A 19,501-nucleotide genomic window follows, 5' to 3' on the forward strand; every position below is an offset into this window, starting at 1 on the left:
GGGCGTCCGGATTGACCTTGGCGAGCGCGATCTCGGGCAGCACGGTGAAGTTCGAAAACGTCGAGCAGCCCATATAGTGGAAGATCTTGTCCTTGCCGATCGAGAAGCGGCTCGAGCCATCCGGCATCAGGCCTTGCCCTTGCGTCGAGCGGATTGCGGTGCAGAGGTTGGTTTTCCGGCTGAGGCAGGACGGGCAGGAGCGGCATTCGGGCGTGTAGAGCGGGATGACGTGGTCGCCCTTCTTGAGCGAGGTGACCCCCTTGCCGACATCGACGACGACGCCGGCACCTTCATGGCCGAGGATCGCAGGAAAGATGCCTTCGGGATCGGCACCCGACAGCGTGAATTCGTCGGTGTGGCAGATGCCGGTCGCCTTGATCTCGACCAGCACCTCGCCCTCGCGCGGACCTTCGAGGTCGACCTCCATGATCTCGAGCGGCTTTCCAGCTCCTACGGCAACGGCGGCGCGGGTTTTCATGCTTTCACTCCCAATGTCTCGATTGCCGGACCGCTGCCCGGCTGAATTGCGTTGAACTGCTTCAGGCTGCCTTGGCCGGACCGGCGGGGAAGACGCCCGACATCACCGTGAAGCCATTGATGCGCTTGACACGATCGCACCAGCGGCGGATCGCCGGATAGTCCTGCCTGGGTATGCCGCCCTCTTCCGACAGCATGATGTAGGGGAAGCAGGCGATGTCGGCGATCGTCGGATGCGACGCCGAGCAAATCCAGTCGCGCCCTTCCTGCTCGCCGAACCACAGATGCTCGTCGAGGATGCGGAACAGCCGATGCGCGCCCGCGCGCGCCGCCTCGACGTCGAAGTCGTAGAACAACGCGTCATGCAGGCGGGCGGCGGACGCGGTGCCGGTTATGCCGTCGGCAAAGGCCAGCCACTGGCTGATCTCGCCGAGCAGGGCCGCATTGTCGCGCGGGTACCAGGTTCCCGACGTGTCGTATTTCGAGGCGAGATAGACAAGGATCGCCTGGGCGTCGCGCAGGATAAGCCCGTCGTCATCAATGACAGGCAGCTGGCCGAGCGGATTGATCTTGAGGAACCAGTCCGACTTGTGCTCGCGGCCGGGATAGAAGTCGACGGGGATCGTCTTCCACTCGACACCGAGCATGCCCATCAAAAGCCTGAGCTTGTAGCAGTTGCCCGACAGTTCGTAGTCGTAAAGCGTAATCATCGGTAACTCCTAGAGGTCGAGTACAAGCCGCGCCGACTTGGCACGCGACACGCAGGTCATGATCTTGGTGCCGGACTTGCGCTCGGCATCGTTGAGATAGACGTCCTGATGGTCGGGCTCGCCTTCGATGACGGTGGCAAGGCAGGTGCCGCAGGCGCCCTGCTCGCATGACGACGGCATGTCGATGCCGGCGTCGCGCATCACTTCGAGGATCGTCTTGCCAGCAGGCACCGTCAGCGTCATGCAGGAGCGTGCCAGCGCGACCTCGAAGCTGGTGCTGTCGTCGATGACATTGGTGTTCTTGAAGTATTCGAAATGCACCGCCGTCTCGGGCCAGCCCATCTCGGCGGCAATGCTGCGCGCCGCCTCCAGCATCGGCCCGGGGCCGCAGAGATAGACATGCTTGTCGGGGCCGTAGCCTGACAGGATTTCGCGCAACTTGGCGCCGGTCTGGTCGGGCGAAAGCCCAAGATGCGGCTTGAGCGAGGCGCCGAGCGTGCTTGTCTTCTCCGGGAAGGCGAGCTGGGCTTCGTTCTGGGCGAAGTAGTGCAGTTCGTGGCCGAGGCTCTGGTTGGTGAGCGCCTGGGCCATGGCGAGCAGCGGCGTGATGCCGATGCCGCCAGCGATGAAGATGGTCTTCACCGCGTCGCGACGCAGCGGGAAGTTGTTGCGCGGCTCGGAGATCGCCAGCACGTCGCCTTCGCGCACTGTCTCGTGCAGGCAGGTTGAACCGCCCTTGGAGTCGCGCTCCAGCTTGACACCGATGACGTAGCTGTCGCTTTCACCCGGACCATTGGTGATCGAATACTGCCGGATCAGGCCGTTGGGGAGGTGCACGTCGATATGCGCGCCGGGCTGGAAGGTCGGCAGCAGCCCCTTGATCGGCCGAAGCTCGAAGCCGGCGATGCCGTCGGCAGCCGGCCACTTCCTGGCAACCTCGACGCGGATCGTCGCCTTGCGGCCGTGCTTGGTCTCTTCGGGCATCTCGGCCAGTTCAGGCGAGACACGTTCAATGACCGGCTCCAGCGGCGCCGGTGCCGGCTCCCGCGCGGCCTCCGCTTCGACTGCCACACGCAATTGCGACAGAAGCTCGTTGTGATGACGCAGCACGGCAAGGCGCGTCGCACCTTCGACCTGGCTGTCGAGCACGCCACGGATCACCGAACGATTGGAATCGACCGGCTGGACAAAGAACACGGCAAGCGTGCCGGCTTCGCCCTCGCTCGAACGCAGCGCGACCGAAAAGGTGCTTGCAGCTTCGACCGCGACCTTGGCGTCCTTGCCGTCGATCTTGCCGCTCGGCTGGAAGCGGTAGCCTTTCAGCCTGGCAGCGACGACGTCGGCCGGCGCGTTGACCGGAATGCCGCGCAGCGCCAGAAGCTTGCCCTCGGCGAGCCCAGCCACCTCAGGCACTTCGCCTTGCGGCTCTTCCGCCGACCAGACAAGACCGTAACGCTCGACGGCGGCAAAGGTGCGGTTGGTGATGGTGCGGGCCGGTGCGTCGGCCGGATGGGCCGGGATGTAGGTGCAGCCGGCGGTTCGGTTCGAATAGCGCCAGCCATGATACTGGCACTTGAGTTCACGGCCATCATTGATGCCGATCGACAGGCGCACGCCGCGATGCAGGCAGCGGTTTTCCCAGATGTTGACGTAACCGTCATCGGCGCGCCAGACGGCGAATTCGCGGCCGAGCAGCTGGCCGTGGAAAACATGACGCAACGGAAGGTCGTGCGCCGCGGCGATGGGATGCCATCTGGATTTGGCTAGGTCGAGCATATGTTCCTCGCTAAGATCTTTTCGTTGGCGCCTTCACGCACTCAGGTGGCGGCCGGGATGACCCCGTAGGTCACGCCCTTCTGGCTCAGCCACCGGCGGTAGGCGATCGCCGACTTGTCGGCACGGATTGGTGTTTCGGCACGCGGATCGAGCGGCAGCCGCTTCGGGAACTGGTTCTCCAGGATCGGCTTGTCCTGCCCGAAGATGGTCTGCTGGAAGCGCTTGATGACCTTGTCTTCATTGTCCTCGTCCAGCACGCACAACAGCATGTGCGCGCGGACATGCTCCTGGTCGATCGGCTGAAGGAAGACGGCGATGACATCGAGGCGGTTCTCGTCCATCGGGCTCGATTTGTAGAGAACCGAGCAATAGGGATGCGGCACGCGATAGATGTAGTCGACATCGGCACCGCCGTCCGAGGTCGTCGATGCCATCGGCTGGAAGAAGCGGCAGCGCGTCGCCAGGATCTCGTCGCGATCGACGGAGATCTCGACGTCGTATTCCTTCACTTCCGTGTGCGGTTCGGCACCGAGGATATCGGTGTGGACATAAGGGAAGTGACCCATGTCGAGAAAGTTCTCGATCGCCCGCGGCGCCGAGACATTGACGCCGAAAGTGGCCGCGTTGAGCTTGCGGCGATCGGCCTCGTCGAACTCCGGGATCGGGAACAGGTCGGCTGGCGGATTGCCGAGCGAGGTCCAGATGTAGCCATAGGCGAGCTTCAGCGGCAGCTTGCCGGCAACGGTGGCAATATCGACAGGGCTGCCCTCGGGAAGATCGGTGCGGTCGCGCCAGACGGCCACATTTCCCTCACCGTCGATGGCAAAGCTGAGACGCTCCTCGAGCAGCACCGTGTCGACCACGACACCAGCTGCCACTTCCGACAGGGCGGCCAGCGGGTGCCAGAGGTCGAGGATCACCTGATCCGTGCATCGCGTCTTGGTCATACTGATATCCTTCACAAAGGGTGCGGATCACATCCGCGCCGGTATTGCGCCGTAAGTGACCGACTTGTCTCGCAGCCAGCGCCGGTACAGCACGGCGACGGCATCTGCCCGGATGGGCGTTTCAGCGCGAGGGTCGAGCGGCAGGCGCCTGGGCACCTGGTTCTCCAGGATGGGTTTGTCCTGGGCGAAGATGAGTTGCATGAAGCTGCGGATACCAGCCTCGTCGATCCCGTCCTTGAGGTAGGTCAGGAAGGGATGGGCAACACAATTGTCCTCATCGACCGGCTGGACGAAGAGCGTGATGACGTCGAGCCGGTCCTTCTGCACCGGATTGCTCTTGTAGAGCGCCACCGTGTAGGGCCGGATCACCTTGTAGATGTAGTCGACGACGAAGCCTCCCTTGGCCGTCGGCGAAGCCACCGGCTGGTAGAACTTGCATTCGGTGGCGACCAGTTCGTCGGCGGCCGTCAGCTCGACCTTGTAGGGCGCGACCTCGGTATGCGGCTCGTCGCCGAGCCAACCGGTGTGGACGAAGGGGAAATGGCCCATGTCGAGGAAATTCTCGACCGCCCGCAGGCCCGACACCTTGACCGCGATCGAGCCGCCGGTAACGAGATAACGGTCGCCCTCCTCGGCTTCGGGCACGAAGACGATGTCGCGCTCCGGCTTGCCGAGGCAGGCCCACAGGAAACCGTAACGCTTGGTCGAATTGACCAGCGCCCCGGTGTCGTCGCGGACCACTTCCTTGTTGTAGCGGCCACGGCAATGAATGGTGAGGTCGACGCCAAGCAAACGGGTGTGAAACGGCGCGGCCACCGACAGGTTGGTGAGGTCGGCGACCACATGCCAATCGTTAAGCAGGACTCTGTCGCTACAAAGGGCTGCTGTGCTCATCGCACCCTCCCTGTTGGCTAGCACTTCCCCGTGAACCTAGCTCTGTTATGCCGATATTGGAACCACAGGATTGGATATCAATCAATGACAATTTGCATGCCAAAGAAAGAATTTTGATTGACAGCTTGATTTGATTGACTACCGATATGAGAAACGCAACTCGGGATATGCGGCGCCGTCGGCGCAGCGATAACCGGGCTGGCCGCCAAGCAAGCCAAAGGCGCTGGCGGGGAGGAGAATGCCATGAGCAACCGCTCGCAGGCCATTGCCGATATCCTGACGCGGGCGATCCTCGATCACCGCCTCGTGCCCGGCTGCAAGCTCGGCGAGCGCGAGCTGTCGGAGGTTTTCGACGTCAGCCGCATCGTCATCCGCCAGGCGCTGATCCGCCTCGCCGATGACGGTCTCGCCCAGATCGAGCGCAACCGCGGTGCCTTTGTCGCGCGTCCCAGCATGCAGGACGCAATGGAAATCTATGACGCGCTGACGCTTGTCGAACAGGGCGTCGCCGCTCAGCTGAGCGACCGCCTCGGCCCAGCCGGCTGGGCCGAACTGCGCCAGCATGTCGAGCGCCAGCGCCAGGCCGTGGCTTCAGGCAACGACGCGCTCGCCGACGTGCTAGGCCAAGAATTCCACACCGTCTTCGTGCGGCTCAGCCGCAATAAGGTGATGCAGGAGATCCATGCCCAGCTGGTCCGCCGCACCACATTGCTGCGCTCGCTGATCACCGCCGATTTCGACTATTGCAACCTGCTCGACGACCATGCCCGCGTGGTCGAATTGCTCGAAAAAGGCCGGCTCAAGCCGGCAATGGAGCTGATCGACGCGCACCACCGCTCCGTCGTGCGCGGCTACATCATGGACCGCCAGGTCTTTCCCGAGCTGACGCCACGCGAAGCGCTCGAACCCTATCTCGACGGCAAGGCCGGCGAACCGCCAAAACCGGCACCACGAAAGAAGGCAGGAGAGAATGGCGGGGCACGGGCGCACACCCATGTCCACGTCGTAAAATAGACCCGGCACAAAGCCGGGCGCATCCAACCAACAGAGGGTTACCACCATGTTCAATCTGACCAGACGGCAATTTCTGCAATATTCCGGGGCCGCAGGTGCGGCACTCGGCACCAGCGGCCTTGCCGGCATCGCCAGCGCCCAGGAGCCGCTCAAGATCGGCGTCGTCTATGTCTCGCCGATCGCCGACATCGGCTGGACCAAGCAGCACAGCCTGGGCGTCGACGCCATCAAGGCCGAGTTCGGCGACAAGGTCGCGCTGACAGTCATCGACAACATCTTCATGCCGCAGGACGCCGAGCGCGTGTTCCGCGAGCTCGCCGCTTCCGGCAACCAGCTGATCTTCGGCACCTCCTTCTCGCATGGCACGCCGATGCAGAAGGTGGCGCCGCGCTTCCCGAAGGTCGCCTTCGAGCATTGCTCCGGCATCGTCCACCTCGCCAATCTCGGCACCTTCGAGGCCAAGTATTACGAAGGCACCTTCGTTGCCGGGGCTGCCGGCGCGCATATGAGCAAGAACGGCAAGATCGGCTTCATCGGCGGCTTCCCGATCCCCGATATCGTCGGCCCGGCCAATGCGCTGCTGCTCGGTGCGCAAAGCGTCAATCCCGACGCCACCTGCAACGCCATCTTCCTCAATTCCTGGTTCGATCCGGGCAAGGAAAAGGAAGCCGCCAACACGCTGCTGTCGCAGGGCTGTGACGTCATCTGCTCGATGACCGATACCGCCACCGGCGTGCAGGTTGCCGGCGAAGGCGGCGCATGGTCGATTGGCTACGCCAGCGACATGGCCAAGTTCGGTTCCGGCAAGCAGCTCACCGCCTTCACGCTCGACTGGTCGAGCGACTATGTCGGCGCCGCCAAGGGCGTTGCTGCCGGCACCTGGAAGCCGGAAGCGCGCTGGGACGGTCTCGCCGGCGGCGTGGTCAAGATGGCGCCCTACAACGAAGCGATCCCGGCCGACGTGATTGCCAAGCTTAAGCAGCTCGAAGCCGACATCGGCTCAGGCAAGGTCCATCCTTATGCCGGCGAACTCAAGGACCAGGACGGCAACGTCAAGGTCGCGGCCGGCAGCGTGCTGGCCGATGCCGACATCCGCGGCATGAACTGGTTCGTCAAGGGGATGATCGGCAAGCTCGCCTGATCCTCCCTCGCAATCGCTAGCAATTCCACCGGGGCGCAAGTCCCGGTGGTCTATGGCTGCGCACCGTCCAACCCTCACGGCAGGACCCGGCTATGCCCCCACGCCTCGAATTGCGCAACATCACCAAAAGTTATCCCGGCATCATTGCCAATGACGACATCTCGATGTCGATCATGCCAGGCGAAATCCATGCAGTGCTCGGCGAAAACGGCGCCGGCAAATCAACCCTGATGAAGATCATCTACGGTGCGGCCCAGGCCGATTCCGGTGAGATCTTCTGCGACGGCAAACCCATTGCCGCTCACACGCCGGCGACCTCGCGTGCGCTCGGCATCGAGATGGTCTACCAGCATTTCGCGCTGTTTGAATCGGTCACCGTCGTTGAGAACATCGCACTTGCCGTATCGAGCACCTTCGACCTCGACACGCTGGCGCGCCAGATCACCGAACTGTCGAACCGCTACGGCATGCCGATCGACCCCTATCGCCGCGTCCACGACCTGTCTGTCGGCGAGCGCCAGCGCGTCGAGATCGTGCGCTGCCTGCTGCAGGCGCCGAAGCTGCTGATCCTCGACGAGCCGACCTCGGTGCTGACGCCGCAGGCCGTGGTCAGGCTGTTCGAGACGCTGCGCCAGCTCGCCGCCGAAGGCTGTTCGATCGTCTACATCAGCCACAAGCTCGATGAAGTGCAGGAGCTTTGCGACACCGCGACAGTGCTGCGCAACGGCAAAGTCACCGGCACCGCTAGGCCCAAGGAAAGCACGTCTGCGCAACTCGCCCGGCTGATGGTCGGCGCGGAGCTGCCCGAAATGCACGTCTCGCCCTCGGTGCCAAGCGACAAGCCGGTGCTCGAGGTGCGCGGGCTCACCGCTCCTGCTCGCGACAAATATGGCGTCGAACTCAAGAACGTCTCCTTCGAGGTATGCGGTGGCGAGATCGTTGGGCTTGCCGGCGTTTCCGGCAACGGCCAGGCCGAGTTGATCTCGCTGCTCAGCGGCGAACGCACACATGCCAATGCGCTGTCGATCCAGATCGGCGGCAAGGCTGCGGCCCATCTCAACGCCAGCGAAAGGCGCAAGCTCGGCATGGCCTTCGTGCCGGAAGAGCGGCTTGGCCGCGGAGCGGTACCACCACACGCGCTGTGGCAGAACGCCGTGCTGACGGCCCACCGCTCCGGCCTGGTGCGCAACGGTCTCGTCGACCGCAAGCAGGCAAACAGCTTCGCCGCCAAGATCATCGAGCGCTTCAAGGTCAAGGCCAACGGCCCGCAGTCGAGCGCCCAGAGCCTGTCGGGCGGCAACCTGCAGAAATTCATCGTCGGCCGTGAGATCGCGCTCGAACCGAAGCTGTTCCTGGTGGCGCAGCCGACCTGGGGCGTCGACGTCGGTGCTGCCGCCTTCATCCGGCAGACGCTCGTCGATTTGAGCCGGTCGGGCGCGGCCGTGCTGGTGATCTCGGAGGAGCTCGACGAGCTGTTCGAGATCTGCGACCGGCTGCTCGTCATCTGCCAGGGCCAGGTCTCGCCGCCACTGATCAGGACAAAAACCAACCGCGAGGAAATCGGCCTGCTGATGACAAGGGTCGACCGCGGCAACGGCACCAATGGGAGAGGCGAAGTTGCGATTCAGGATTGAACAAAGACCGGAACCATCCGCCAGGATGCGGGTGGCGGCACCGGTCATCGCGACCGGACTGACCCTTCTCGTCGGCTCGCTGTTGTTTGCCGTCCTCGGCTACGACCCGCTGGCGACACTGCAGGCCTTCTTCATCAGCCCGCTCAATTCGATGAACGGGCTGTCCGAGTGGCTGCTCAAGGCCTCGCCGCTGATCCTGATCGCCTGCGGCCTGGCCGTCGGCTTCCGCGCCAATGTCTGGAACATCGGCGCCGAGGGCCAGTTGATCATCGGTGCCATCGCCGCCTGCGGCGTGGGGCTGTTCTACCCCAACCCCGACAGCTGGCTGCTTCTGCCGCTGATGTTTTTCGCCGGTGCCATCGCCGGCATGGCCTGGGCCGCCATCCCCGCCTTCCTCAGGGCGCGGATGAACACCAACGAGATCCTGGTCACGCTGATGCTGACCTATATCGCCACGCTGCTTTTGTCGTGGCTGGTGCACGGCCCGTGGCGCGATCCGGCCGGGTTCAACTATCCGCAGACGGCCCTTTTGTCGGCGGCGGCGATGTTCGAGCCCTTCGACTATGCCTATCGGCTCAACGCCTCGGTGTTCATAACCGTGGTTGCCGTGTTCCTGATGTGGCTGTTCACCGACCGCAGCTTCCTCGGCTACAAGATGTCGGTCAGCGGTGCCGCACCGCTCGCCGCTCGCTACGCCGGCTTCCGTGAGTCGTCGGCTGTCTGGACCGGCCTGCTCGCCGGTGGCGCTGCCGCCGGCATCGCCGGCATGGCAGAGGTCTCTGGCCCGCTCGGGCAGCTGTCGCCGCAGATCTCGCCCGGCTACGGCTTCGCTGCGATCATCGTCGCCTTCATCGGCCGTCTTAACGCTTTTGGCATCGTGCTGGGCGGATTGCTGATGTCGCTCTTGTTCCTCGGCGGCGAAGCAGTGCAAATGAACCTCGGCCTGTCGGCTGCGCTCACCCGCATCTTCCAGGGCATATTGTTGTTCTTTTTGCTCGCCGCTGACTTCTTCATCTTCTACCGGCTTCGCCGCATTCCGGAGCATGCCTGATGGACCTGTTCATTGCCATCTTCACCGGCACCATCATTGCCGCCACACCCTTGATCTTTGCAGCACTCGGCGAGCTCGTCGTCGAGAAATCTGGCGTCCTCAACCTCGGCATCGAAGGCATGATGCTGATGGGTGCCGCCTTCGCCTTCTGGGCCATCGTCGCCGGCCTGCCGATGCCGATCGCCATCCTTGCGGGGGCCCTTGCAGGTGCCGCAGCATCGCTGCTTTTCGGCGTGCTGGCGCTGACCTTTCTGACCAACCAGTATGCCGCGGGTCTTGCGCTCGCCATCTTCGGCTCGGGCGTGTCGGCCTTCCTCGGCCGTAATTTCGGCTCGGCGCCGATCGACGCGCTGAAGAAGATCTACATCCCTTATCTCTCGGACATTCCGGTGATCGGGCCGATGCTGTTCCGCTTCGATCCGATGGTCTATTTCGCCATCGTCATGTTCGCCGTCATCAGCTGGTTCCTGTACCGCACCAAGGGCGGGCTGGTGCTGCGCACCATCGGCGAGTCGCCCGAGACGGCGCATGCCATCGGCTATCCGGTGATCCGCATCCGCTATCTCGCCGTCTTGTTCGGCGGGCTGATGGCCGGTCTCGCCGGCGCCTATCTGTCGGTCGCCTACACCCCGCTGTGGGTCGAGAACATGACCGCCGGCAAGGGCTGGATCTCGCTGGCGCTGGTGGTGTTCGCGACATGGCGGCCGCTGCGCGTGCTGCTTGGCGCCTGGCTGTTCGGCGGCATGACCATCCTGCAGCTGCAGGGCCAGGCGCTTGGTATCGCAGTCCCGTCGGAACTGCTCTCCGCCCTGCCCTATCTGGCAACGATCGTGGTGCTGGTCATCATCTCGCAGAACCGCCAGATGCTGGCGCTGCATTTCCCGGCATCGCTGGCCAAGCCGTTCCGGCCAGCGACCTGACGAAACGAATGGCGGGGCCTGGCGGCCTCGCCACTCACGCCCAGGGATCGCTCACCCTGGGCCAGACCGGACGGACAAGCTTGGTGTAGTTGGTGACGCGCGGATTGCTCGGATAGGAGCTCGGCGCGTCGACATAAACGATTTCGGCCGCAACCGGCGCAAAACCGGCGTAGAAATGGTTGGTCGACTTGACCAGCAGGATGTCCTTGCTGGCCAGGTCGACGCCGAGATTGGTGAAGATGTCGGGTTCAAAGGTCTGGGTGCGGTTGGTGTTGAGGATGACATCAACCTCTGTGCCGACAATGCGCACGAGAGCCGCCAGCCCGAGCGTGACACGGCTCGGCCCGAAGCTCTGCCAGCCTTCCTCGACCGCCTTCAGAACCTGAACTTTGGCGTCGATCGGCTCACCGGCCTGCGGGCCGGCCTTGCCGCCGAAGCGCAGGTCAATGATGGCACCTTCGCCGGCGGCATGGCAGAAGGTCACCGCGATCGGGTCCCAGATGGTCGCGACACCGACCTTGTCGAGGCCACGCTCCAGCATCCGGCGCAGCACGAAGGTGCCGTCGCCGGCAACGCCGCCGCCGGGATTGTCCCAGACGTCGGCAATGACCGCAGGCTTGGCTGGATTGGCCTTGCGCGCGGCGAGCGCCTGGTCGATGCCGGCATCGGTGTCGACCATGTCCATCGCCGTCTTTTCGCGCATGGCATAGAGCTCGCGGCCGAGCTTTTCGGCCAGCGCATCACCCTTGGCCTTGTCGTTGTCGGTGACGACGACGATGCGCGAACCCATCTCCGGCACGTCGGAGCCCATGAAGCCATGGATCACCGACACCGACAGGATGCCGTCCTTGCCATGCAGCGCCTTGATGCGGTCGACGAAGGAGCGCATCGGCTCACGGCTGGTCGGCAGCACCGTGATCATCCTGCAGTCGAAGGTCGAGATGACTGGCTTGATCTCGCCGCGTGCGGCGGCAAGGCCAAGCTCGACGACGTGCTCGCCACGCTCGTAGAAATCGGTGTGCGGGAACTCGAGGAAGGCTGCGAGCACGTTGCAGGCGGCAACGCGCTTCGGCGTCAGATGGCTGTGCGGATCGAACTCCGAAGCGACAACGACATCGGGGCCGACGATGTCGCGGACGCGGGCGAGCAGGTCGCCTTCGCAGTCGTCATAGCCCTGGGCGACCATCGCTCCGTGCAAGCCAAGAATGACCGCATCGACAGGCATGGCTGCCCGGAGCTGGTCAAGGATCTCGTCGCGCAGCGCCTCGAAGGTCTGGCGCTGCACCAGCCCGCCCGGCTCGGCCCAGGTCGCAGTGCCTTCTACGACAGTCAGCCCGTCAGCCTCGGCGCGGCGGCGCAGCGCCACGATCGGCGACGAGCACAAGGTCGGCGTCTCCGGATGCTGGCCCGGCCCGGCATAGAACGCCATCTCGAACGAGGCGCGGTCGGTCGGCACCGGTGAGAAGGTGTTGGTTTCGGTCGCCAGCGAGGCGGTGAAGATGCGCATTATTGGTTCGTTTCTTTGTTGTTGGGAGGCGGAGGTAACGGTCACTTGACGGCGCCGAGCGCCAGCCCGCGGACGAGGTAGCGCTGGAGCCAGACGAACAGGATGGCGACCGGGACGGTAGCGACGAGCGTCGCCGCCATGACGTAGTGCCATTCGACCGTATAGCGGCCGGCGACGAGCGAAAACACCTGGATCGGCAGCGTGTAGCTTTCCTGGCTGCGCAGCATGGTGAGTGCCACGACGAATTCGTTCCACGCATTGATGAAGGTGAAGATGGCGGTGACGGCGATGGCCGGCACGCAGAGCGGCAGGAACACCTTGCGCAAGGTCAACCAGCGGCTGCCACCTTCCATCCAGGAGGCTTCCTCAAGATCGCGCGGGATTGTGTCGAAATAGCTCTGCAACATCCACACGGTGAAGGCGATGTTGAAGGCCATATAGACGCCGCCGACGGCATTCAGGCTTTCGACCAGACCGAAGGAGGCGAGCAGCCGGAACAGGCCGAGCACCAGCACGATCGGCGAGATCATCTGCGACACCAGCAGGAAGTGCCGGAAGGCGCCGTGCCCGGCAAAGCGGAAGCGCGACATCGCATAGGCGGCGGGGATCGAGACGAGAATCGCGCCGATGGTGGCGATCAGCGACACACGCAGCGAGTTGACCAGCGCCTGGCCGAAGCCTGCCGCAACCCACATGTCGTAGAAATTGCGCCAGCGGAATTCGCTCGGCCACCAGTTCGGTGTCAGCACTTCCTGAGCCGGCTTGACGGCGGTCAGGAACATCACCGCGAACGGGAACAAGGTGATGACGACCAGCGGCGCGAGCAGCCCCCAGGCGATGAAGGTGCGCTTGAGCTTTGGCGAGATCATGCCCGTTCTCCCCGCATCGCGAGCCTGATGTAGATGGCGGTGAAGACAAGCAGGATCGCCAGCATCACCAGCGAGACGGCGGAGGCCTCGCCGAGTTTGCCGATGCGGAACGCCAGCTTGTAGAGATGTGTGACGAGGATGTCGGTCGAGTTGGCCGGCCCGCCTTGCGTCATCACCCAGATGATCGGGAACGAGTTGAAGACGTAGATCGTGTTGAGCACGATGGCGATGTTGACGAAGGGCTTGAGCAGCGGAAAGGTGATCCGCCTGAATTGCTGCACCGGCCCAGCACCTTCGAGTGCGGCGGCTTCGTAGAGGTCGTCAGGGATCGACGACAGCCCACCCAGGAAGATGGTGGTGGTGAACGGCACCGTCACCAGGATGCCGATCATGATCTGCATCGGAAAGGCGGTCGCCGCACTCGCCAGCCACTGGATGTTCTGGTCGGCAAGGCCAAGCCCGCGAAGGGCGGAATTCAGCATGCCGCTTTCGCCGTTCAGCGCCCAGCGCCAGACGATGGCCGTCATGGTCAGTGACACCGCCCAGGGCAGCATGACGATGACCCGCGCCACCGAACGGCCGTAGAAATCCGTGTTGAGGATAACCGCCACCGGGATCGACACCAAAAGCGCGCCGCCGACGACGGCCGCGGTCCACACCCCTGTGCGCAGCAGTGCCTTGATGAAATCGGGATCAGCAATCAGTGCCGAGAAATTGGCGACGCCGCTGAAGTCGCGCAACTGACCGAAGCGGCTGACCTCATGGGTGGCGATCTGGATCAGGTCGAGGACCGGCCAGAAGATCACCACCGCGGCCAGGATCAGGCTCGGCAGCGTCAACAGATATGGCAGTGCGCGATTGTGCATGAGAGCCTTGGCCGGAGCACGGGACAGGGAACCGGCGGCGCACCCAGAAGTGCGCCACCGGCGGGAGGAAGGAGAATTACTTCTTCAGGATGCCGTCAGCCTTTGCCGCTGCTTCCTTGAGCAGGGCTTCCGGATCGCCCTCGCCGAGATAGACCTTCTGCATCGCATCCGAGGTGACCTGGGCGATTTCTTCCCAGCCCGGAATGACCGGCGCAAAGCGCGCATCAGGCAGCAGGGCCGTGAAGGCGGCGAGGTCGGCATTGTTGACGTAATAGTCCATCTTGGCCTCTTCCTTGTTCACGGGCAGGAAGCCTTCGCCCTGGGTGAACTTGGCGCGCCAGTCGGTCTGGAACAGGAAGTCGAGCAGCTTCCAGGCCTCGTCCTTGTTCTTCGAGTTCTTGAACATGACGATGGAGTCCGTGACGCCATAGGTACCGCGTGCACCGGTCGGACCGGCCGGGATGGCGGCAACGCCATACTTCAGGTTCGGCGCTTCTTCCTTGATCTGGTTGGACAGGAAGGGTGCAGTGATCATCATGCCGACCTTGCCCTGCTTGAACAGGTTCTGCACATCCTCACGGGCATAGGAGGTGACGCCGGGCTGGGTCAGCCCCTCGTCGATCAGCGACTTGTAGAGCTTGGCCGCCTCGATGGCACCGGCGCTGTCGAGGCCTGATGTGCCATCCTTGTCGAGGATCTCGGAGCCCTGCGACCACATCGCGTAATAATAGTAAACGTCGGTCTCGATTTCCTTGCCCTGCAGGCCGTAGCCGTAGTTCTCGCCGCCCAGCGCCTTGATCTTGGCGGCGGCGTCCTTGAGCTCGGCCCAGGTCGCCGGCGGATTGGCGACGCCGGCTTTTTCGAGCAGTTCCTTGTTGTAATACATGGCGCGCGCCGAAGCGGCGATCGGCAGGCCGTAGGTCTTGCCGTCCATGATCGACGGCGACAGGAAGGTGTCGATGAAGCGGCCCTTGAAGTCGGGCGTGATGTAGCTGTCGAGCGGCTCGGCGACGTCCTGCTGGACGAAGTCGATCAGCCAGCGGGTGCCGATGATCGACAGGTCCGCATTGGTGCCGGCGGTGATGTCGGTGGTCAGCTTTTGCAGCAGCACATCCCACGGCACGACCTCGAACTTGACGTCGATGCCGGGGTTGGCCGCCTCGAACGCCTTTTCCACTTCCTGGAAATAGGGGCCGGTCTTCGAGCTGTATTCGGCGACCGTCACCCGGACCTCACCGGCATTCGCCTGGGCCGCCAAGGCCAGCACGCTCAACCCGGCCAGCAGGCCGGTCTTCCACTTTGAAATCGCCATGTCGGTGTTCCCTTGCTCCCGCGGGCGCAGGCCCGCTCCTCCAGCGCTTCAACGCGCCTGTTTGATTAAGTGACTTTCTTACATTATCGGCGATTTTCGGCATATCAAGCGATTTTCTTTGTTGCTTAATTACATTTTCGGCCATAGTCCTGAAGGCAGAAAGCGGCCAAGATCGCTGTGGGAGCACAGAATTGAACCTAAACGACGAGTTTCGCGGAAAGTCCGTCCTGATCACCGGAGCCGGCGGCGGCCTCGGCCGTGCGCTGGTTGCGATTTTCGCCGCGCGCGGCGCCCGCGTCATTGGCTGCGACCAGTCCATCGAGGCAATGGACGGGCTTGAACTCGCCGGCCGCCACAGCTTCGACCTGACCGACCGCGCCCGTATCGAGACTGCTTCGCGCAAGCTGGTCGAAGCCGACGGCGTGCCGGACATCGTCATCAACAATGCCGGCTGGACGCGCGCCGAAACCATGCCGGCGCTGACCCAGGAGCGGATCGAGACCGAAATCGACCTCAACCTGACCGGCATCGCCAGCTTCACCAATGCGCTCCTAAAGCCGATGGTGGCGCGCGCCTCGGGTACCTTCGTCTTCATCTCCTCGGTCAACGCGCTATCGCATTTCGGCAATCCGGCCTATGCGGCGGCGAAGGCCGGCATCAACGCCCTGTCGCGCGCGATTGCGGTCGAGCATGGACGCCAGGGCATCCGCGCCAATGTCGTCTGCCCGGGTTCGATCCGCACGCCCGCCTGGGACCATCGCCTAGCCAAGGATGCCGCCATCCTCGGCAAGCTGCAGCGGCTCTATCCGCTTGGCCGCATCGTCAACGCACAGGAGGTGGCCGAGGCGGTCGCCTTCCTCGCCTCGCCGCGCGCCTCCGGCATCACCGGCACGGTGCTGCCTGTTGACGCCGGGCTGACCGCCGGCTGCCTGCCTTTCATCGACGATATCCTGGGAGCGTGAAGACCATGACCGGCGTGACCTTCCGCAACCTGTCCAAGTCGTTCGGCCAGCACAGCGTGCTCGATGACATCAATCTCGACATTCCGAGCGGCGAATTCGTCGTGCTCGTCGGCCCCTCCGGCTGCGGCAAGTCAACCTTGCTGCGCATGCTGGCCGGGCTCGAGCCGATCAGCCATGGCGACCTTCTGATCGGCGGCGTGCGCGCCAACGACCTGCCGCCGCAAAAGCGCAATATCGCCATGGTGTTCCAGTCCTATGCACTGTTTCCCCACCTTACCGCTGCCGAGAACATCGGCTTCGGCCCGAAGATAAGGGGTGAGGCGCAGGCCGCGATCGACGCGAAGATCAAGAACGCCGCCGCGATCCTCAACCTGCACGCTTATCTCGACCGCTATCCGCGCCAGCTTTCCGGCGGCCAGCGCCAGCGCGTCGCCATGGGCCGCGCCATCGTGCGCGAACCTTCGGTGTTCCTGTTCGATGAGCCGCTCAGCAATCTCGACGCGCAATTGCGCGTCCAGATGCGCACCGAGATCAAGGCGCTGCATCAGCGCTTGAAATCGACGGTGGTTTACGTGACACACGACCAGATCGAGGCCATGACCATGGCCGACCGTATCGTCGTCATGAACCAGGGAAAGATCCAGCAGGTGGGTGCGCCGCTCGAACTCTACGACAAGCCGGCCAACAAGTTCGTCGCAAGCTTCATCGGCTCGCCGTCGATGAGCTTCGTCTCGGGCAAGCTCGGCGCGTCGGGCACCCACTTCGAGACGACGGACGGCGAGAAATTGTCGCTGAACGGCGGCCGCGCATCGGCATTCGGCGGCGCGGTCGAGGCCGGCATCCGGCCCGAGCATTTCGTCATCAGCAGCACCGATGCGGCGATGAAACTCAAGATCGACGTCGTCGAGCCGACCGGCTCCGAGACGCATATCTATGGCTCGGTCGGCGGTGAACAGGTGCGGGCTGTGTTCCGCGACCGCGTGTCGGTCAAGCCGGGCGAGACGCTGCCGGTTACCGCGGACCCCAAAAATATCCACCTCTTCGACAAGGCGACCGGCCTGCCCGTATGAGCAACATCGCCGACATCATCACCCGACTTCAGGTCATGGCGCAGGACGGCTCGAAGTCCGACAAGCGCCTGGCCAGTCTGGTGCTGTCGGATCTCGACTTCGCCTCCAAGGCCGCCATTTCGGAGATCGCCGCGCGCGTCGGCGTCAGCGAACCAACGGTCACGCGATTCTGCCGCAACCTCGGCTGCGACGGTGTGCGCGACTTCAAGTTCTTCCTGGCGCAGGCCATCGCCATCGGCGGGCAATATCTCAAGCCTGAGCCGCTCAGCCGCGACGCGCGCGAACAGCGCATCGCCTCGGCGGTCACGGAAGCCGCGGTCGTAGCGATCCAGCGCGCCTCCGACAACCTCGACATGGGCACACTGATCGCGGTGGCCGAGCGGCTTTCAACCTCGCAGCACATATTGTGCTTCGGCTCCGGCGGCATCTCCTCGATGATGGCAACGGAACTGCAGAACCGCCTGTTTCGCCTTGGCCTGTCTGTTGTCGCCCAGGTCGACGGCCAGTTGCAACGCATGTATGCGGCGGTCGCCAAGCCCGAGACAACTGTCGTGGCCTTCTCGGTATCGGGCCACGCCAAGTCGGTGATCGATGCCGTGCAGGTCGCTCGCCAATATGGCGCGCAGACCGTGGCAGTGACCGCGCCCGGCTCGGCGCTGGCCAAGGTCGCCGACATCGTCATCCCGTTCCAGCCGATCGAAGACGGCAATATCTACAAGCCGACCTCGTCGCGCTTCGCCTTGCTCGCCATCCTCGACATGATCGCAACCGCGACCGCCGAATCCCGCGGCACCAACGTGCTCGAAGGCCTGCGCCGCATCAAGCAGAGCCTCAGCATGCTGAAGGTCGACGATCCCAGACTGCCCCTAGGTGATTGAATGAACCCCAAACAGAACCCCTTCCCCAACGACATCGACCGCGCCCAGATCTGGGAGATGCTTGTCGAGCGCGACATCGCGGCCTTCGTCGGCCAGGACTGGTCGATGGTCGCAGGCGACTTTGACGCACAGCGCTTCCTCGGCATCCACGCCCACAACGCCGCCAATCCCGACGAATGGAATGCCGCCTTCCCCACGCTCTCGGTCTATCGCGACGAGTGGCTGCGCCAGGCGGCCGAGACGGCGGCCACCGCATATGCCGAGCCGCTAGCCGACGGCATCTTCCGCGCCACGAACCTCACCGAGATCGACATCACAGGCGACGTCGCCCTGGCGCGCAAGAAATTCGACGGCACCATCCGCCGCGCCGACGGCAGCGACGACGTACTCAACTGGCAGACGCTCTACTTCTGCCGCAAGCAGGACGGCCGCTGGAGGATCACCGGTTTCGTCGGTTACATGAAATACAAGTAGGCTTTCGGCCTGCTCGAACTCTTCAAGGCGCCCTGTGGGCGCCTTTTTCGTTTTCCGCCTCCTGGTCCCTGCAAGGCAGAAACTTTGATCTTGCAGCCTTTGCGCTTGACTGCAAGATATCTTGCATCCTAAGAGTCGAGTGCAATATGGATGCAAGATGATGACGTTGCTGGATCGCATCAAAAGCCATTCGACCCGCCTCACCGAGGCCGACCAGCGACTCGTCTCAGCCCTACTCGAAAACGCTGCCGAGGCAGCCTTTCTGTCGAGCGCCCGGCTTGCCGAACGCGCCAGCGTGCATGAGGCTGCTACGACCCGCCTCGCCCAGAAGCTGGGCTTCAAGGGCTATCCCGAACTGCGCTCGCAGTTGCAGCGCGAGCTGGTCGAAAGCCAGGACGCCGCCGAGCGCATGCGCCGCTCCGTCGCCAAGGTCGAGCATGGCGACTTCCTGCTCGACCTGATCGGCAGCGAGATCGCAGCGCTTGAACATCTGCGCCTCGCCGTTTCACAGGAAAGCATCAACCGCGCCGCCGACATGATCGTCGATGCGAAGCGTATCTTCCTGTTCGGCCAGGGCCACGCCCAGTCGATCACCCAGTTCCTGCGCCGCCGGCTCGATCGCTTCGGCATGACCACCATCGTGCTCGAAGGCCGCGGCCGCGACATCGCCGAGCGCGTCGTCGGCATGCAGGAGGGCGACCTCGTGCTGGCGCTCGCCTTCCGCAAGCAGCCGGCGAGCTACGCGCCGCTGGTCGAGCATTGCCACGCGCAGGGCGCCAAGGCGGTGCTCGTCACCGACCTCGCCGGCACCATGATGCAGCCCGCCGCCGACCTTGTGCTGGCTGCACCGCGCGGCCGCTCAGGCAGCGAGTTCCAGACGCCGACGGTGCCGTTCGCCATCGTCAACGCCATTCTTCTGACCATCGCCGGCCGGCACCAGACCCGCGTCATGGGCGCGCTGGAGCGCCTGTCCGGCCTGTTCGACGAATTCGATTGAGA

General features: G+C 63.8%; 19 protein-coding genes. 10 read left to right on the forward strand and 9 right to left on the reverse strand.

The features are described 5' to 3' along the window. The 5 genes from ACSQ3E_RS27475 to ACSQ3E_RS27495 all read right to left on the reverse strand — a co-directional run. The coding region (locus ACSQ3E_RS27475) for an alcohol dehydrogenase catalytic domain-containing protein (RefSeq protein WP_436125095.1) at positions 1–478 on the reverse strand (478 nt) is incomplete at its 3' end. Between the two features lie 61 nt (positions 479–539). Continuing rightward, positions 540–1,187 carry a glutathione S-transferase family protein gene (locus tag ACSQ3E_RS27480; RefSeq protein ID WP_436125096.1) on the reverse strand — a complete coding sequence of 216 codons (648 nt, stop codon included), beginning with the start codon at positions 1,185–1,187 and terminating at the stop codon, positions 540–542. A 9-nt stretch (positions 1,188–1,196) separates the two neighbouring features. Next, complete coding sequence (locus tag ACSQ3E_RS27485) at positions 1,197–2,963, reverse strand: Rieske 2Fe-2S domain-containing protein (RefSeq protein ID WP_436125097.1); 1,767 nt, start codon at positions 2,961–2,963, stop codon at positions 1,197–1,199. A 41-nt stretch (positions 2,964–3,004) separates the two neighbouring features. Then, positions 3,005–3,910, reverse strand: coding sequence for an aromatic ring-hydroxylating dioxygenase subunit alpha (locus tag ACSQ3E_RS27490; protein ID WP_436125098.1), 906 nt, complete (start codon positions 3,908–3,910; stop codon positions 3,005–3,007). Positions 3,911–3,937: 27 nt separating this feature from the next. Continuing rightward, positions 3,938–4,804: an aromatic ring-hydroxylating dioxygenase subunit alpha gene (locus ACSQ3E_RS27495; protein WP_310321708.1), complete on the reverse strand. Its 867-nt coding sequence runs from the start codon at positions 4,802–4,804 to the stop codon at positions 3,938–3,940. Positions 4,805–5,047: 243 nt separating this feature from the next. Between ACSQ3E_RS27495 and ACSQ3E_RS27500 the strand changes: the two genes are divergently transcribed. From ACSQ3E_RS27500 to ACSQ3E_RS27520, 5 genes are all read left to right on the forward strand, one after another. Beyond that, positions 5,048–5,818 (forward strand): GntR family transcriptional regulator, encoded by a 771-nt coding sequence (locus ACSQ3E_RS27500; protein WP_436125099.1) that lies wholly within the window; start codon positions 5,048–5,050, stop codon positions 5,816–5,818. A gap of 46 nt (positions 5,819–5,864) precedes the next feature. After that, positions 5,865–6,959, forward strand: a complete 1,095-nt coding sequence (locus tag ACSQ3E_RS27505; protein ID WP_436125100.1) for a BMP family ABC transporter substrate-binding protein — start codon at positions 5,865–5,867, stop codon at positions 6,957–6,959. Positions 6,960–7,051: 92 nt separating this feature from the next. Further along, positions 7,052–8,593, forward strand: coding sequence for an ABC transporter ATP-binding protein (locus ACSQ3E_RS27510; protein ID WP_436125101.1), 1,542 nt, complete (start codon positions 7,052–7,054; stop codon positions 8,591–8,593). Then, positions 8,577–9,644, forward strand: a complete 1,068-nt coding sequence (locus ACSQ3E_RS27515; RefSeq protein ID WP_310321697.1) for an ABC transporter permease — start codon at positions 8,577–8,579, stop codon at positions 9,642–9,644. The genes ACSQ3E_RS27510 and ACSQ3E_RS27515 overlap by 17 nt, the downstream gene beginning before the upstream one ends. Next, the gene (locus ACSQ3E_RS27520; RefSeq protein WP_436125102.1) at positions 9,644–10,564 is read left to right on the forward strand and encodes an ABC transporter permease; all 921 of its coding nucleotides are present in this window, start codon (positions 9,644–9,646) and stop codon (positions 10,562–10,564) included. Before ACSQ3E_RS27515 ends, ACSQ3E_RS27520 begins: the two co-directional genes overlap by 1 nt. 34 nt (positions 10,565–10,598) lie before the next feature. On the opposite strand, the gene ACSQ3E_RS27525 is transcribed toward ACSQ3E_RS27520, so the two are convergent. The 4 genes from ACSQ3E_RS27525 to ACSQ3E_RS27540 all read right to left on the reverse strand — a co-directional run bounded on the left by ACSQ3E_RS27525 (position 10,599) and on the right by ACSQ3E_RS27540 (position 15,118). Continuing rightward, positions 10,599–12,071 carry a M81 family metallopeptidase gene (locus ACSQ3E_RS27525; RefSeq protein WP_436125103.1) on the reverse strand — a complete coding sequence of 491 codons (1,473 nt, stop codon included), beginning with the start codon at positions 12,069–12,071 and terminating at the stop codon, positions 10,599–10,601. A gap of 41 nt (positions 12,072–12,112) precedes the next feature. Further along, positions 12,113–12,940 carry a carbohydrate ABC transporter permease gene (locus ACSQ3E_RS27530; protein WP_310321688.1) on the reverse strand — a complete coding sequence of 276 codons (828 nt, stop codon included), beginning with the start codon at positions 12,938–12,940 and terminating at the stop codon, positions 12,113–12,115. Beyond that, positions 12,937–13,806 (reverse strand): carbohydrate ABC transporter permease, encoded by an 870-nt coding sequence (locus ACSQ3E_RS27535; protein WP_436125104.1) that lies wholly within the window; start codon positions 13,804–13,806, stop codon positions 12,937–12,939. Before ACSQ3E_RS27535 ends, ACSQ3E_RS27530 begins: the two co-directional genes overlap by 4 nt. Positions 13,807–13,882: 76 nt before the next feature. Then, positions 13,883–15,118 (reverse strand): ABC transporter substrate-binding protein, encoded by a 1,236-nt coding sequence (locus ACSQ3E_RS27540; RefSeq protein WP_436125105.1) that lies wholly within the window; start codon positions 15,116–15,118, stop codon positions 13,883–13,885. A 191-nt stretch (positions 15,119–15,309) separates the two neighbouring features. Here ACSQ3E_RS27540 and ACSQ3E_RS27545 point away from each other — a divergent pair, with 191 nt between their 5' ends. From ACSQ3E_RS27545 to ACSQ3E_RS27565, 5 genes are all read left to right on the forward strand, one after another. Beyond that, complete coding sequence (locus tag ACSQ3E_RS27545; protein ID WP_436125106.1) at positions 15,310–16,080, forward strand: SDR family oxidoreductase; 771 nt, start codon at positions 15,310–15,312, stop codon at positions 16,078–16,080. Positions 16,081–16,085: 5 nt separating this feature from the next. After that, positions 16,086–17,150, forward strand: a complete 1,065-nt coding sequence (locus ACSQ3E_RS27550; protein ID WP_436125165.1) for an ABC transporter ATP-binding protein — start codon at positions 16,086–16,088, stop codon at positions 17,148–17,150. After that, positions 17,147–18,028 (forward strand): MurR/RpiR family transcriptional regulator, encoded by an 882-nt coding sequence (locus tag ACSQ3E_RS27555; RefSeq protein ID WP_310321678.1) that lies wholly within the window; start codon positions 17,147–17,149, stop codon positions 18,026–18,028. Before ACSQ3E_RS27550 ends, ACSQ3E_RS27555 begins: the two co-directional genes overlap by 4 nt. Next, entirely contained in the window at positions 18,029–18,502 is a 474-nt protein-coding gene (locus ACSQ3E_RS27560) for a hypothetical protein (protein ID WP_436125107.1), read from the forward strand. A gap of 157 nt (positions 18,503–18,659) precedes the next feature. Next, complete coding sequence (locus ACSQ3E_RS27565; protein WP_436125108.1) at positions 18,660–19,499, forward strand: MurR/RpiR family transcriptional regulator; 840 nt, start codon at positions 18,660–18,662, stop codon at positions 19,497–19,499. Positions 19,500–19,501: the final 2 nt, after the last annotated feature.

The organism is Aminobacter sp. LjRoot7, assembly GCF_964252895.1.
Classification (GTDB): Bacteria; Pseudomonadota; Alphaproteobacteria; order Rhizobiales; family Rhizobiaceae; genus Aminobacter; species Aminobacter aminovorans_B.